Genomic DNA, 15368 nt, shown 5'->3' with positions numbered 1-15368 from the left:
TTCAATTCTCCCTTTCCAGAACGGGGCCGCGGCTCGCGGCATCAAAGATGAGTCGGGCGCCACGGAAGTCGTAGCTGGCCAGGCATCGGTCCAGTGCTGCCAGCAGTTCGGGGCCCAACTGGCCCTCGCATTGGGACAGGGCCTGGGCAAAGTGGTCGTAGTCGTCGCTCTCCAGGGCAGCGCGAAGCCGGGCGGTGGCCTGCCCGTCGCTGGGGCGGGCCGACCTTGTGTCTGCGGGGGGTGGGGCCAGGTCCGGGGATTCCTCGATCAGCTGGAAGGCCTGCTGCAGGGCCTGCTGCAGGCCCTTCATGGCTGGCTGGGGCAGCGGCGCCGACGTGTCGGTGCAGGCCTGCTCCAGGTGCGCTGCGGCGGCGGCCAATTGCTCCAGCCCCAGCAGGGCTGCGGCGCCGCGCAGCTTGTGGGCATGGGCTTCCCAGGCTTCATGTGTGGAGGCCAGCGAGGCCTCGGCGTGGCGGTAGGCCCTGGAAAAGCGCAGCAGCGCGCTCCGCCAGACCGCCTCCTCGCCAAAGGACTGCAGGCCGCGCTCGCGGTTCAGCAACTGCGGGCCCGCCGGGGCGCCCTGGGCTGCTCCATGGGCGGGGGGCGGCAGCGGGGGCTGTTGAAGGGCCTGTCGGATGGCGTCGACCAGCTCGTCGGCGGTATAGGGCTTGGCGACAAAGCCGTTCACCCCGGCGGCCAGCGCCCGTTCGCGCTGTTCCTTGAAGGCGCCTGCGCTGATGGCCAGCACGGGAAGCCGGACATGACGCGCCTTCTGGCGCAGGCTGCGCGTGGCGCTGTAGCCGTCAAGGACGGGCATCTGCATGTCCATCAGGACCAGGTCGAAGTCCTGCGGCCCATCCATTAGTTGCAGCGCGGCGCGACCATCCTCGGCCTGACTGACGTCCGCGCCTTCGCGCTGAAGCATGCGGGCCGCCACCTCGCGGTTGATGTCGCTGTCGTCCACCACCAGCACGCGCACGCCCTGCAGCCGCGCCAGGCCGGGATCGCCGTCCTCGGTGTGCTCGATCTGTCCCCGGTGACCCTGGGCCGCCAGTACGGCGTCGTAGAGGCTGGAAGCTGTCACGGGCTTGGTCAGCACGGCATCCACCAGTTCGCCGGGGTCCTGCTCGCGCAGCTCGCTGCGGTCGTGGGCGGTCACCATGACGATGATGGGCCAGCGGCCGTCGTCATGCTGGCGGGCGCGGATGCGACGCGCGGTCTCCAGGCCGTCCAGCCCGGGCATGCGCCAGTCCAGCACCAGCACGTCGTAGGTTTCCTGCTGCTGCTGCTGCTGCTGGTCCAGGCAGGCCAGCACGGCCTCGCCAGACTCGACCGCCTGGGCGCGCCAGCCCAGGCCCTGGGCCGTCTGGCGCAACACCTGGCGGGCCAGGTCATGGTCGTCGGCGATCAGCACCGACAGCCCTGAGCTGGTCCGGCGCGGCAAGTCCTCCACCAGGGCAGGCTTCAGCGACAGCTCGAAGCTGAACTCGCTGCCCTGCCCGGGGGAACTCTGCACCGCCAGCTTTCCGCCCATCAGGGCCACCAGGCGCGAACTGATGGCCAGGCCCAGCCCGGTGCCGCCGTAGCTGCGGGTGGTGGAATTGTCGGCCTGGTTGAATGCGTCGAAGATGGATGCCTGCTTGTCCAGCGGGATGCCAATGCCCGTGTCGCGCACACTGAAGCGCAGCACGCGGGGGGCGTCTGTGCCGGTGTCGACGTCCAGGCGCCGGATGTCCAGCACCACCTCGCCGCTGTGGGTGAACTTCAGGGCGTTGCCCAGCAGGTTGGTCAACACCTGGCCCAGGCGCAGGGCGTCACCGATCAGGTAGTCGGCGCCGGTCGGTGCATGGCCGATCAGCAGCTCCACCGGCCTGGCCCCCACCATGGGCGCCATGATGGAAGCCAGGTTGTCCAGCACGTCGCTGAGGCGAAAGGGCGCATGCTCCAGATCCAGGCGCTCGGCCTCGATCTTGCTGAAGTCCAGGATGTCGTTGACGATGCCCAGCAGGCCTCGCCCGGCGCTGTGGATCTTGCCCACCATCTCGCCGGTCTCGCCGTCCAGCCGCTGCTGCTGGAGCAGGTAGGCCAGGCCCAGGATGGCATTGAGCGGCGTACGGATCTCGTGGCTCATATTGGACAGGAAGGCGGACTTGGCCAGGTTGGCCTGCTCGGCGGCCACCACGGCGTCCTGGAGCTGTGCGGTGCGCTTGAGCACCAGGCTTTCCAGGTCTGCATTGAGTTCCTGCACGCGCAGCTTGGCCTCGACCTCTGCGCTGATGTCGAGGTTGGTGCCCACCATCTGCACGGGCTGGCCCTGGCGGTCGCGCTCGATGATGGCGGCGGCCTTGATCCAGCGAGTCTGGCCGTTGTCCATCAGCACCCGGAAGACCGGGTCGTAGACGCCCTGGCCGTGGATCAACTGCTGCAGCTTGCGCTCGGCCACGGGCAGGTCCTCCGGATGGACGTGCTTGCGCCAGTACTCGTAGAACAGGCCTTCGCTGTGCTGCTGTGGTGCCAGGCCGTAGAGCTCGCACATGCGCTCGTCCCAGAACAGCTGGTTGTCGCTCAGCTGCCAGATCCAGATGCCGATGCCGGCTGCATCCACGGCCATCTTGAAGCGGGCGTTGTGGCGCTTCTCGTCGGTGATGTCGCGGGCGGTCTTGGCGGCGCCGATCACCAGGCCATTGGCGTCTCGTATCGGGGACACCGTCACGGCGACATCGATCAGTCGGCCGTCGCGCCGGCGCCGGACGGTGTCGAAATGCCGCACTGTTCCGCCGCTGCGCACGGTCGCCAGGATGCGCTGTTCTTCGTCCCGCAGGTCGTCCGGGATGAGGAGGTCTGCCATCTGCATGCCCAGCGCCTGCTCGGCGCTGTAGCCGAAGATGCGTTCGGCCGCCGGATTCCAGCTGGTCACCCGCCCGTCGAGGTCCTTGCCCACGATGGCATCGCTGGAGCTTTCCACGATGGCCGCCAGCCGGGCCATGCCCGCCTGGCCCTGCCGGCGGCGTTGCAGGGCCAGATGCCCCACGTACAGCAGCAGAGCCAGCAGGCTGAAGGTCGTCATGACCAGGATGGCCGCGCCGCCGGGGCTCAGTGTGCCGTCGGGAGGCATGAAGTCCGCCGCGGCCCGTGCCTCGACGCGCCAGGGGCGCCCGTAGACCGACAGGATGCGGTCCATGCTGGCCAGGCCCTCGGGCGCCTGCGCGAAGCGGGCCGAGACGAACAGCGGCGGCAGGTCCGGCGCCTGGGCAGCATCCGACACCCGCAGCAGCATGCCCTTGGGCACGGCGCCCAGGTTCTGCAGGATCTCGTCCATGGCCAGCGGGCTGTAGACCAGGCCGTAGACCGCTCGGCGGCGCTCGGTCACGGTGTCCAGCGGCAGGCCAGGGCCATAGATGGGCAGGAGAAAGAGCATGCCCTGGCTGGGCTTTCGCGTCGCCTGTGACAGGGTGATGGGTTGCGACAGGATGGCCGCGCCGGTGTCAATGGCCATCTGGGCGGCGTCGCGGCGGTGCGGCTCGGACATGATGTCCAGGCCGATGGCGGCTTCGTTGCCCTCGACGGGCTCAAGATACTGGATGACCTGTCGGTCCTGCCCCTGGGGATTGATCTGCCGGATCTGGAAGTCCGGCCAGCCATCTGCGCGGGCGGCGTCCAGAAAGGCCTCCTGTGCAGCCACCGGCACGCGCCGGATGAGCCCGAAGCCACGGGAGCCGGGAAATTCCCGCACCAGGTCACGGGAGGCCATGTAGGCGTTGAAGCGCCGACGGTCCATGAGCTCGGGGCCGGTGGCGATGACGGCGCCACGTGCGCCGCGCAGGCCGTATTCGTAGGTGCGCATGCGCTCCTGCAAGGCCATCAGCACGCCCTCGGCGGCACTTTCGAAGCGTTGTTCGATCTGCGCCTGCTGGGCTTGAGCCAGACGCTGCTGGACCCAGGCTGCGGCCAGACCTCCCAAGGCCAACAAGAGCAAAGGACCGGCCAGGCCGGCATGCCATCGCTTCATCGCTCAGTCCTGCTGCTGCAGGCGGCCCTGCCGTGCGCAGCGCACTGGCCAGGATCGCCAAGGAACCAAGTTGCCCGGATTGGCCGCTTTCTCTCCCTGTGACCTCTGGCGCGCCTGCTGCCAAGGCGGGCGCTGCTCGGGTCTGGACCATCCGAGCTTGCAGGGTAGCGTGCCGCGCAGCCCTTGTCTCGCCGGGCTTGTGACATTTTTTGCAGCTGATACCAGGATCGCCGGCAGGCCCGGAGGGTGCAATCTGGGGGTTTCTCTCTAGTTTCGCTATCGAATCCCCTGATCGCGCGCCCTGCCGCCTCGGGGAGAATCGGCGCCACGATATGGAGACAACAATGGAGAAACCCTGGCTGAAGAGCTATCCGGCAGGCGTCCCGGCTGAGATCCATGCGGAGCAGTACGCTTCCCTGGTCGAGCTGATGGATGCGGCGTTCAAGAAGTACCCGGACCGGCCAGCCTACAAGCTGATGGGGCGGACCCTCAGCTTCGCCCAGATCGACGAGGCCTCGCGTGCGCTGGCGGCCTATCTGCAGGGCCTGGGCCTGGAGAAGGGCGACCGCGTCGCCATCATGATGCCCAACATCCCGCAGTACCCGGTGGCCGTGGCCGCCGTGCTGCGGGCCGGTTTCGTGGTGGTCAACGTCAACCCGCTGTACACCCCGCGCGAGCTGGAGCACCAGCTCAAGGATGCCGGCGCCCGCGCCATCATCATCATCGAGAACTTCGCCGCCACCCTGCAGCAGGTCATCAACAGCGTGCCCACCAAGCACGTGGTGCTGGCCTCCATGGGCGACATGCTGGGCTTCCCCAAGGGCCTGATCGTCAACTACGTGGTGCGCAAGGTGAAGAAGCTGGTGCCGGCCTTCGAGCTGCCCCAGGCCGTGCGCTTCAACGACGCCCTCAGCCGCGGCCGTGGCCTGGGCTACAAGACGCCCAAGGTCGCTTCCTCGGACATCGCCGTGCTGCAGTACACCGGCGGCACCACCGGCGTCAGCAAGGGCGCCGTGCTGCTGCACCGCAACCTCGTCGCCAATGTGATGCAGTGCGAGGCCTGGTACCTGCCGGCCCTGGCCAAGGTGCCGCAGGGCGAGCAGGTGGTGTCCATCTGCGCGCTGCCGCTGTATCACATCTTCGGCTTCACCACGAACATGATGCTGTCCATGCACATGGGCGGCTGCAATGTGCTGATCCCCAATCCGCGCGACCTGCCGGCGGTGTTCAAGGAGCTGTCCCAGCACCGCTTCCACAGCATGCCGGCGGTCAACACGCTGTTCATGGCCATGGCCAACCACAAGGACTTCGGCACGGTGGACTGGAGCCACCTGGTGATCTCCGTGGGCGGCGGCATGGCCGTGCAGCAGGCCACGGCCAAGCTGTGGCTGGAGAAGACCGGCTGCCCCATCTGCGAGGGCTACGGCCTCTCCGAGACCTCGCCCGTAGCCAGCTGCAACCCGACGGATTCCAAGTCCTACACCGGCACCATCGGCCTGCCTGTGCCCGGTACCGAGATGAAGCTGCTGGACGATGACGGCCACGAGGTGCCCGCTGGCGGCACCGGCGAGATCGCCATCAAGGGCCCGCAGGTGATGGCCGGCTACTGGCAGCGCCCGGACGAGACGGCCAAGGTCATGACGGCCGACGGCTTCTTCCGCACCGGCGACGTCGGCCAGATGGACGAGCGCGGCTACTTCAAGATCGTGGACCGCAAGAAGGACATGATCCTGGTCAGCGGCTTCAACGTCTATCCGAACGAGGTCGAGGACGTCATCACCCAGATGCCCGGGGTGCTGGAATGCGCCGCCGTCGGTGTGCCGGACGACAAGGCCGGCGAGGCGGTCAAGGTGGTGGTGGTGCGCAAGGACCCGAACGTCACCGAGGCCGACGTCCGCGCCTTCTGCGAGGCCAACCTCACGGGCTACAAGCGCCCCAAGATCGTCGAGTTCCGGACGGATCTGCCCAAGACCCCGGTCGGCAAGATCCTGCGTCGCGAACTGCGGGACAAAAAGTAGCACTTTCCCGACGGCGGGCCTCCTGGGCAGCGCGTAAGCTCCCGCCCAGGAGACTCATGCCGTGTTGGACCAGAGCTATCAGAAAACCGACGCCGGCCGCGCTGAAATGAAGGTGCGCCAGCTCGTCAACGCCCGTGCCACCCGCAACCTGCTGCTGGTGATCGACGCCAGCAAGTCCGCCCGCCAGTGGCTGGGCCTGGTGCAGGGCAGCACCGAGGCCGATGTCCAGCAGCTGCTGGATCTGGGCCTGATCCGGGCCACGGGCGTAGTGCAGGCCCCGGCGCCGGCTGCCGATGGTGCCTTTGCCCCGGCCTTTGGCGCGGCCCCAGCCCCTGCGGCCCCTGCTGCCGCTGCGACCGCAGGGCCGACAGGCGGCCAGCCCCAGTTGGACTATGAGCAGCTCTACGCCTACCTCACCCGTCATGCCAAGCAGTATCTGGGCCTGATGAAGGGCTACAAGGTGGTGCTGGAGGTCGAGCGCTGCAGCGGCCTGCCCGAGCTGCAGGACTATGCCCGCCGCTTCGTCGAGATGGTGCGCGAGGCCCAGGGCGATGACCTCGCCGAGCAGGTCAAGCGCGCCATGGGCATGCACTGAGCATCTGCTTGAGGGGGCCGGCTTCTTTGGCACACTGGCGGGTTCCGGCGACCTCTCCCTGAATCCCGTCCATGCCTCCACGCTTCTTCGTCGACACCCCCCTGGCCGGCCCGGCCGAGCTGAGCCTGCCCGCCACCGCCGCTCGCCATGTGCAGGTGCTGCGCCTGCAGCCCGGCAGCCCCCTGACCCTGTTCGACGGCTCGGGCGACGAATGGCAGGCCGAAGTCACCGCCATGGGCCGAAGCGAGGTGCGCGTGCTGCTGCACGCCCGTCAACTGGTGGATCGGGAGCTGGCCACGGCCCTGACCCTGTGCGTGGTGATGCCTGCCAATGACCGCATGGACGGTATTGTCGAGAAGGCCACCGAGCTGGGCGCCGTGGCCATCCAGCCCCTCATGAGCGAGCGCTCGGTGCTGCGCCTGCAGGGAGAGCGCGCCCAGAAGAAGCAGGCGCACTGGCAGGGCGTGGCCATCGCCGCCGCCGAGCAGTGCGGCCGGGCCCGCGTCACGCAGATCCATCCGGTCCAGACCCTGGCCGCCTGGCTGGCGGGCCTGGACGCGGCGGCGCCTGCGCGGCGCTGGCTGCTGAGCCCCACCGCCGCCCGGCCCCTGCACGAGCGCGCCGCCGGTGAGCCCCAGCCCACCCTGGTGCTCAGCGGCCCCGAGGGCGGCCTCAGCCCCGCCGAGGAGCAGGCCGCCCGCGAACGCGGCTTCGAGGCCTTGCAGCTGGGCCCGCGCATCCTGCGTGCGGACACCGCCCCCCTGGCCGTGCTGGGCTGGGTGGCTTTGCAGCAGGCCTGAGCGGCCGGTTCCGACGACGCTGGATCCACCCATGCTGGACGTGTACCTGGGCTCCCGCCACAGCGAGCTGTGCCTTCAGCTCTGTGAGCGGGACTTTGCCGGACGCTGGGAACTTGTCGAGTTCCTGCAGCGGCATGGCATTCCCTTCGACTTCTATCGCGATTTCCAGATCGACGCCGAACGCGCCGAAGCGCTGGCCCGGCACTTGGCCACCGCCCTGGTCTCGCCGCTGAACAGGGAGTCCCCGGCGATGCTGGCGCTGTATGCCCTGCTGCTGAAGTCGGCGCTGCAAGGGCAGGCGCTCTACTTCGTCGGGGACTAGGGCCCCAAGGTCGGGCCGGACAGAAAGCCGTGTCTGGTGTTAGCCTCGCGGCCCCGCCCCCCGAAAGCCGCCATGAACCCCGCGCTGATGCTGCTGACCCTGTGCCAGGGTCTGTTCCTGACCAACAACGTCACCTTCATCGCCATCAATGGCCTGGTGGGCCTGGCCCTGGCGCCGGAGCCCTGGATGGCCACGCTGCCGGTGTGCAGCTATGTGGCGGGTGGGGCCCTGTTCGCGCCCCTGGTGGCACGGCACCAGCGGGCCTGGGGACGGCGCCGGGGCTTCCAGGTGGCGGCGCTGGTGGCGGTGATGAGCTGCTCGCTGGCGGCCTTTGCGGTCAGCGAGCGCAGCTTCTGGCTGGTGGTCCTGGCCACGCTGCTGGCGGGCTACTACAACGCCAGCGCGGGCCTGTACCGCTTCGTGTCGACCGAGCTGGTGAAGCCCGCGCGCCGCGAGACCGCCATCTCCTGGGTACTGGCCGGCGGCCTGCTGGGCGCGGTGGCCGGGCCGGCGCTGGCGAAATACAGCCGCGACCTTCTCGTCCAGCCCTTTGCTGGCGCCTACCTGGCGCTGGTGGGCGTGGCGCTGCTGAGCCTGCTGGTGGTCTCGCTGATTCCCTTCCCGCCCCTGGCCGAGTCCCAGCCCGGCGCCGCCACGGGCCGCTCCTGGCCGCAGCTGATGCGCGAGGAGCCCTTCTTCCTCGTGGCCATCGCGGCCTGCTCTCTGGGCTATGGGGTGATGAACCTGCTGATGGCCGCCACGCCCATCGCGATGAAGCAGTGCAGCCTGCCCTTCGACAACGCCACCTTCGTGCTGCAGTGGCACGTGCTGGGCATGTTTGCGCCCAGCTTCTTCACCGGCCACCTGATCCAGCGCGTGGGCGTGCTGCCGGTGATGACGACGGGGCTGCTGCTCAACCTGGTCTGTGTGGGCTTTGCCCTGTCGGGGCAAGACCTGACCCATTTCCTGGGCGCCCTGCTGGCCCTGGGCGTGGGCTGGAACTTCCTCTTCGTGGGCGGCACCACGCTCTTCACCCGGGCCTACCGCCCCGAGGAGAAAACCCGGGCGCAGGCCACCATGGAGGTCTGCATCAACAGCACCATGACGCTCACCGCCTTCAGCTCCGGCGCCCTGGTGACGGCCGGGGGCTGGCAGCGCATGGCCCTGGGCTCCCTGCTGCCGCTGGCCCTCATCGGCCTGGCGCTGGCGGTGGGCGCGCGCCGCCTCATTCAGCAGCGCGCGGCTTCTCCCGTGCCGAACCCTTGATCAGGTCGAAGCGGAACAGCCGGCATTCGATGGGGCCGTTCCACATGGGCACGCGGCGGTTCTCCTTGAGCCGCATCTTGGTGGGCAGCTTCATGTCCGGGCATAGCAGCCAGGCTGTCCAGCCGGCGGGGTTCTCGGTGTAGCTGCGCTTCCAGTGCGAGGCCAGGCGGGGGAAGAAGTCGTCCTCGGCGTCACGCTGTTCCGATCCGCTCGCTTCCCGGACCGCGGCGGCCTTGCCCCGCACCTCGATCCGCTCGCCATAGGGCGGGTTCATCATGATGGTGCCGGGCATGCCCTCGGGCAGCTTGGGGGCCGCGCGCTCCAGGGCATCGCCACCGTTGAACTGGATGTACTGGGCCACGCCGGCGCGCTCGGCATTGCGGCGGGCGAAGTCGACCATGCGGAAGGTGACGTCGCTGGCAAAGATGGGCACGGCCGGCGCCTTCACGCGGGCCTGGGCGGCCTGCTTCATCTCGGCCCAGCGCGCACGCAGGGGTTGGAAGGGCAGCTGGCGCTCGAAGGCGAAGCGGCGCTGGATGCCGGGGGCGATGCCGCAGGCGATCTGTGCGGCCTCGATGGGAATGGTGCCCGAGCCGCAGCAGGGGTCGTGCAGGGCGCCGCCGGTTTCGGGCGTGCCGCGCCAGCCGGCCGCGGCCAGCATGGCGGCGGCCAAGGTCTCTTTCAGCGGGGCGTCGCCCTTGTCGACGCGCCAACCTCGCTTGAAGAGGGGCTCGCCCGAGGTGTCCACGTACAGCGCGGCGCGTTCCTCGCCCAGGTGCAGGACCACGGGCAGGTCGGGCGCGCGGGTGTCCACGCTGGGGCGCTCGCCGGTGGCGTCGCGCAGGGCGTCGCAGATGGCGTCCTTGATGCGCAGGGTCGCGAAGTTCAGGCTGCGCAGGGGCGAGCGCTGGGCGGTGGTGTCCACGCGGATGGTGTGCTGGGGGCCGATCCAGCGCTCCCAGTCCACGCGGCGGGCCAGCACGTAGAGGTCGTCCTCGTGGCGGTAGCCGCCTTCGGTCAGCTCGACCAGCACGCGCTGGGCGAGCCGGCTCTCGAGGTTGATCTGCATGACGTCTTCCGCCGTGCCCTGCACCGAGCAGCCGCCGCGCAGGGCGTGGATACGGGCGCGCGGGACGATGCGCTGCAGCTCCTCCTCCAGCAGGGGCTCGACGCCACCAGGGCACGAGACGAAGAGATACAGCGTTTCAGGGCGGGACATGGCGAGACTTCGGCTTGCAAAGCGCCCATTGTCCCAGGTCCGTCCCAGGTCTGTGGCAGGCAGCCCCGGCCGTGGCCGCTCAGGAGTGCGCAGGACTGGCAGGCCAGCCTTGCACCAGGGCCTCGAAGTCCTGCAGCGCCAGCGGGCGGGCGTAGAGGTAGCCCTGGAAGCCATGGCAGCCCTGCTGCCGCAGGGCTTCGCGCTGGGCCTCGGTCTCCACGCCCTCGGCGATCACGTCCAGCCCCAGGCTTTCACCCAGCTGGATCACCGCCCGCGCGATGGCCATGGCATTGGGCTCGGTGACCAGGTCTCGCACAAAGCTCTGGTCGATCTTGAGCTGGTCCAGCGGCAGGCGCTTCAGGTAGGCCAGCGAGGAATAGCCGGTACCGAAATCGTCCAGCGAGAAATGCAGACCCAGGCTGCGCAAGGCCACCATCAGGGCGATGACCTGTTCCACGTTCTCGACCAGGGCGCTTTCGGTGATCTCCAGCTTGAGCTTGTCGGTGGGCGCGCCGCTGCGGGCCAGCAACTGCTGCATGAAGCCGAGGAAGCCCTTCTGGCGGAACTGGTGGGCGCTGACGTTGACGGCCAGCGTGAGCGCCGCCATGTGGGGCTCGCGTGCCCAAAGGCCCAGCTGCGCGCAGGCCTGCTGCAGCACCCATTCGCCCAGTTGGGCGATCAGGCCGGTGTGCTCGGCCAGCGGGATGAAGCGCGCCGGAGAGATCCACCCCTGCACCGGATGGTTCCAGCGCAGCAGGGCTTCGGCGCCCACGACATTTCCTCGCTCATCCACCTGGGCCTGGTAGAAGAGCTCCAGCTGCTGACAGTTGATGGCCTGGCGCAGGTCCGCCTCCAGGGCGGTCAGCTCGGCCATGGCGGCCTGGGTGGCCGGATCGAAGAAGCACAGGCGGTTGCGGCCGGCGGCCTTGGCCTGGTACATGGCGTGGTCGGCATGCTTGAGCAGGTCCTCGCTGCTGCCGGTGTCGCCGCCCCAGATGACGATGCCGATGCTGGGTGTGCTGTGGTGCTGATGGCCGTCCAGCTGGTGAGGCTGGCCCAGTACGCGCAGCAGCTTCTCGGCTGCCGCCTCGGCATGCAGGGCTGCTACCTGCGCGTTCTGGCCCAGGTCGTGCAGCACGACCACGAACTCGTCCCCGCCCCAGCGCGCGATGGTGTCCTCGCTGCGCAGGGCCGCCTGCAGACGGCGTGCCACGCCCACCAGCACGCGGTCGCCCATGCCGTGGCCCAGGGTGTCGTTGAGGGCCTTGAAGTTGTCCAGGTCGATGAACAGCACCGCACCGTGGCGGTGGTTGCGTCGGTTGATGGCCAGGGCCTGGTTGAGGCGGTCCAGCAGCAGGCGGCGGTTGGGCAGGCCGGTCAGGGAGTCGTAGAAGGCCAGTTGCTCGATCTCGGCCTCGGCCTTCTTGCGTTCGGTGATGTCGCGGGTGAGGCCGATGAACAGTGGCTCGCCGTCCTGCAGGATCTCGGACACCGCCAGGCTCATGGGGAAGATGCTGCCGTCCTTGCGCCGGCCGTTGACGTCGCGCCCGATGCCGATCACATGCGGCACCTGCGTCTCCAGGTAGCGGCGAACATGCCCGGCGTGGTGCGGGCGCTCGCCCTCGGGCATCAGCAGCTCCACGCGCTGGCCCACCAGCTCCTCGGCGCTGTAGCCGAACATGCGGCAGGCGGCTGGGTTGATGGCGTCGATGCGGCCCTTCGTGTCCATGGTGATCATGCCGTCGACCATGTTGTCCAGGATGGCCTGCGTGTGCTGGGCCTGCGCCTGCAGCAGGGCCTCAGCACGCTTGGTCGCGCTGATGTCCATGTGCGTGCCGACCATGCGGGTGGGGCGGCGCTGGGCATCGCGCGCCATGATGCGGCCGTTGGCGTGGATCCAGACCCAGTGGCCATCCCGGTGGCGCAGGCGGTAGTCCTGGGTGTAATGGGTCAGCTCACCGGAGAGGTAGCGCTGCAGGTGCTCGCGCACGATGGGGCTGTCGTCCGGATGCAGGCGGTCTTCCCAGGCTTTCACATGGCCTTCGATCTCGTGCGGCACATGGCCCAGCATCGTGCACCAGCGCTGGTCGAAGCGTGTTTCGCCAGTGACGAGGTTCCAGTCCCACAGCCCCAGCGCCGCGCCTTCCAGCGCCAGTGCCGTGCGGGCGGCACTGTCGCGCTCGGTGCGGCGCTGCTGGCTGCGCAGCTGCTCCACCAGGCGGCGGCGCCGTTGGTACAGATACAGGCCCAGCGGGGCGAGCAGGGTGAGGATCGCTCCACCGAGCAGGGTGCTGAACACCTGGCGCCGCCACAGCCCTTCCACGCTGGCCATGGAGCGGCCGACCGCCACGTACAGGCGCTGGTCCAGCCACAGGCTTTCAGGGGCCACGGTGCGTGCAGCGACCAGGCGCAGGTCATGACTCAGGCGAGATTTCTGCAGGTGCAGGCTGCTGAGCCGCTGACTGCGCAGGTGGTGCTCAAGCACCGAGCCGGGCTGATCCAACACATTGCGGCCGATCCAGGCTTCCACCTGAGGCTGGACCGCGAACATGGCGCCGCTCTCGTGGGCGATGGCAGCCCAGGTGTCCTCCGATGGCTGGACCGTGGCCAGCACCAGCGAGAAGTAGCCCGGGTCCAGGCCGGCCACGATCACGCCCTGGTAGTGGCCTTCGGCGTCGTGCAAGGTGCGCGCCACGGCTACGCTGCGATCGTCCAGCAGGGTCTGGTAGGGCGGGGTGACGTGCAGAAGCCCCTCCTGGGGGCGCCGCTGGCTCTGGATGAAGTAGGGCCGATCCGACACATCCCTGCCCAGCAGCTCAGGCATGGACGAGGCCTGCACGCGGCCATTGGCATCAACCACGAGCAGCAGCCGCACACCGGGCATCGCACGCGTGAGGGTCTGCAGCAGCGACTCGCCGTCGGCCTGCTTCTGCGCCGCACGCCATCGCGGGTACTCGGCATCGACGGTCTGCAGCGCGGCCTGGATCGCGATCAGCTGCTGCGAGACGATGCCATCCAGCGTCTGGACCAGGCTCTGCAGCTTCTCGCCTTCGTGTGCGCGAGCGACCTGGCGCTCATTGCGCAGCCACAAGCCCAGCAGCAGCCAGAGGCCAAGAAAGGCCAGGCCCAGCCAGAGCCAGGCCTGCCAGGGCTTGAAGCGGGTGCTGCCCGAGCCCACGGCCGACGGGCGCACGTCCACAGGCGCTGGCGGGTCGGCCGAGGTCGCTGCGGAGGAGGGAGGGGAGGACATGGCCATGGCGCGAAACCACGACACCATATCGACAGCCAGGCGGTACCGGCTTGATGTTGGTCAATTCCCGCCTCCACCGAGGCTTCGTCAACGGTGGAGGCGCCGCTTGCGGCCCTCGGGCGCCTCAGGGATGGGCGGCCATCACTTGGGCCACGGCGGCCGTCAGGCGCTTGCCATAGGGCACATGCAGGAACTCATTGGGTCCATGGGCATTGCTCTTGGGGCCCAGCACGCCGCAGACCATCATCTGCGCCTTGGGGAAGCCCTTCTGCAGCATGCCCATCAGCGGGATGGTGCCTCCCTGGCCGATGTAGCCCACCTCGGTGTCGAAGTGCGTCCGGCTGGCCTCGGCCACGGCCTGCGAGAGCCAAGGCTGCAGGTCCGGTGTGTTCCAGCCGGTGGCGCCATAGGCCCCGGCGCGGCCGTCGGGCACGAAGCTGACGCGGGCGTTGTAGGGCGCGTTGTCCTCCAGCAGCGCCTTGAGCTTGAGCGCGGCCTCGTTGCCGTCGATCAGCGGAGGCAGGCGCAGCGAGAGCTTGAAGGCGGTGAAGGGGCGCAGCACATTGCCGGCATTGCTGATGGGCGGCATGCCGTCCACGCCGGTCACCGAAAGCGTCGGGCGCCAGGTGCGGTTGAGCAGCACTTCCAGGGGCTCGGTGGTGACGGGCAGCACCGGGCCGCCGTCCGCGCCGCAGGCCCAGGGCATGCGCTTGTAGACCTCGGCGCCGAGGATATCGGCCGTGGTCTGCGCCTGTACGACGCGGTCGGCGGGGATGTCGCAATGGAAGTCGGCAGGCAGCAGGCGGCCGGTCTTGGCGTCTTCCAGGCGATCCAGCAACTGACGCATGATGCGGAAGCTGCTGGGCGCCACGCCGGAGTTGTCGCCGCTGTGGATGCCTTCGGTCAGCACCTCGACCTTCAGCGTGCCGGTCACGTTGCCGCGCAGGCTGGTCGTCAGCCAGAGGCGGTCGTAGTCACCGGCCCCGCTGTCCAGGCAGACCACCAGGCTGACGTTGCCCAGGCGCTCCTTGAGTACGTCGATGTAGGCGGGCAGGTCGTAGGAGCCGGACTCCTCGCAGGTCTCGATCAGGCCCACGCAGCGCGGGCGCGGGATGCCCTGGCGGTCCAGGGCCATGATGGCGGTCAGCGAGGCGTAGATGGCGTAGCCGTCATCGGCGCCGCCGCGGCCGTAGAGCTTGCCGTCCTCGTACTTGGGTGTCCAGGGGCCGAGGTCGGAGCGCCAGCCGCTGAACTCCGGCTGCTTGTCCAGGTGGCCGTAGAGCAGCACCGTGTCCTCGCAGCCTGCCTTGGTGGCGGGCACCTCGAAGAAGATCACCGGCGTGCGGTCGGGAATACGGATGACCTCCAGCTTGAGCCCGGCGACCTTCTTGCTCTCCACCCAGCTGGCAGCATTGCGCAGCACGGTTTCGATGTGGCCGTTGGCTGCCCAGTCCGCATCGAACATAGGGCTCTTGGCTGGGATGGCGATGTAGTCGGTCAGGGCGGGAACGATTTCCTCGTCCCAGATCTGGGCGGCAAACTGTCCGAGGCTGCTGGCTTCGTCGGCCTGCAGGGGCAGGTTGGGGTCACGTGCGTTCATGGCGGTCTCCTGGCGGCTGGTGGCCGCGAAGCCGCCATTTTAGGATTGCGACCTTAGACACGGACCGTGGTGGTGGAATGAAACTCCATCAGAGGTCGCTGAACCTCGTGGCCGAACCGACCCTCGGTTTACCAACCTGGCAGTGGGCCAGGCTGCGGGGGCTGAGAAGCTGGGCAGTCTGTTCCTTCTCCGCCTGAGACCCATTCCAGTTGCTCCTCTGTCAGTAGAACTGGCTGACTGGCTGTCGGCGCTTCAGCCTCGCTAGGAAGACACGGGTTTTGGTAGGTAT

General features: G+C 68.7%; 9 protein-coding genes. 5 read left to right on the top strand and 4 right to left on the bottom strand.

The window, feature by feature from the left end; genetic code table 11:
• Position 1 precedes the first annotated feature (1 nt).
• The gene (locus tag ACS5PK_RS15045) at positions 2-4009 is read right to left on the bottom strand and encodes a CHASE domain-containing protein (RefSeq protein WP_439441073.1); all 4008 of its coding nucleotides are present in this window, start codon (positions 4007-4009) and stop codon (positions 2-4) included.
• A gap of 344 nt (positions 4010-4353) precedes the next feature.
• Here ACS5PK_RS15045 and ACS5PK_RS15040 point away from each other — a divergent pair, with 344 nt between their 5' ends.
• The 5 genes from ACS5PK_RS15040 to ACS5PK_RS15020 all read left to right on the top strand — a co-directional run bounded on the left by ACS5PK_RS15040 (position 4354) and on the right by ACS5PK_RS15020 (position 9010).
• A complete protein-coding gene (locus ACS5PK_RS15040) occupies positions 4354-6027 on the top strand; it encodes a long-chain-fatty-acid--CoA ligase (protein WP_439441072.1) in 1674 nt (557 codons plus the stop codon).
• A 61-nt stretch (positions 6028-6088) separates the two neighbouring features.
• Positions 6089-6622, top strand: coding sequence for a hypothetical protein (locus tag ACS5PK_RS15035; protein ID WP_439441071.1), 534 nt, complete (start codon positions 6089-6091; stop codon positions 6620-6622).
• Between the two features lie 71 nt (positions 6623-6693).
• On the top strand, positions 6694-7422 hold the full coding sequence (locus ACS5PK_RS15030; RefSeq protein WP_439441070.1) for a 16S rRNA (uracil(1498)-N(3))-methyltransferase: 729 nt from the start codon (positions 6694-6696) through the stop codon (positions 7420-7422).
• Between the two features lie 31 nt (positions 7423-7453).
• On the top strand, positions 7454-7744 hold the full coding sequence (locus tag ACS5PK_RS15025; protein ID WP_269630931.1) for a hypothetical protein: 291 nt from the start codon (positions 7454-7456) through the stop codon (positions 7742-7744).
• A 72-nt stretch (positions 7745-7816) separates the two neighbouring features.
• Positions 7817-9010: an MFS transporter gene (locus ACS5PK_RS15020; RefSeq protein WP_439441069.1), complete on the top strand. Its 1194-nt coding sequence runs from the start codon at positions 7817-7819 to the stop codon at positions 9008-9010.
• Here ACS5PK_RS15020 and ACS5PK_RS15015 read toward each other — a convergent pair.
• The 3 genes from ACS5PK_RS15015 to ACS5PK_RS15005 form a co-directional block, all read right to left on the bottom strand.
• Positions 8970-10229 (bottom strand): THUMP domain-containing class I SAM-dependent RNA methyltransferase, encoded by a 1260-nt coding sequence (locus tag ACS5PK_RS15015; protein WP_439441068.1) that lies wholly within the window; start codon positions 10227-10229, stop codon positions 8970-8972. The two genes, ACS5PK_RS15020 and ACS5PK_RS15015, sit on opposite strands and share 41 nt — an antisense overlap.
• A gap of 79 nt (positions 10230-10308) precedes the next feature.
• Positions 10309-13479, bottom strand: coding sequence for a bifunctional diguanylate cyclase/phosphodiesterase (locus ACS5PK_RS15010; protein ID WP_439441067.1), 3171 nt, complete (start codon positions 13477-13479; stop codon positions 10309-10311).
• A 124-nt stretch (positions 13480-13603) separates the two neighbouring features.
• Positions 13604-15079, bottom strand: a complete 1476-nt coding sequence (locus tag ACS5PK_RS15005) for a M20 family metallopeptidase (RefSeq protein ID WP_439441066.1) — start codon at positions 15077-15079, stop codon at positions 13604-13606.
• Positions 15080-15368: the final 289 nt, after the last annotated feature.

This window comes from Roseateles sp. DB2 (assembly GCF_051857535.1).
In the GTDB taxonomy this organism is placed as follows: domain Bacteria; phylum Pseudomonadota; class Gammaproteobacteria; order Burkholderiales; family Burkholderiaceae_C; genus Roseateles_B.
This window is presented reverse-complemented; position numbering and strand designations above follow the sequence as displayed.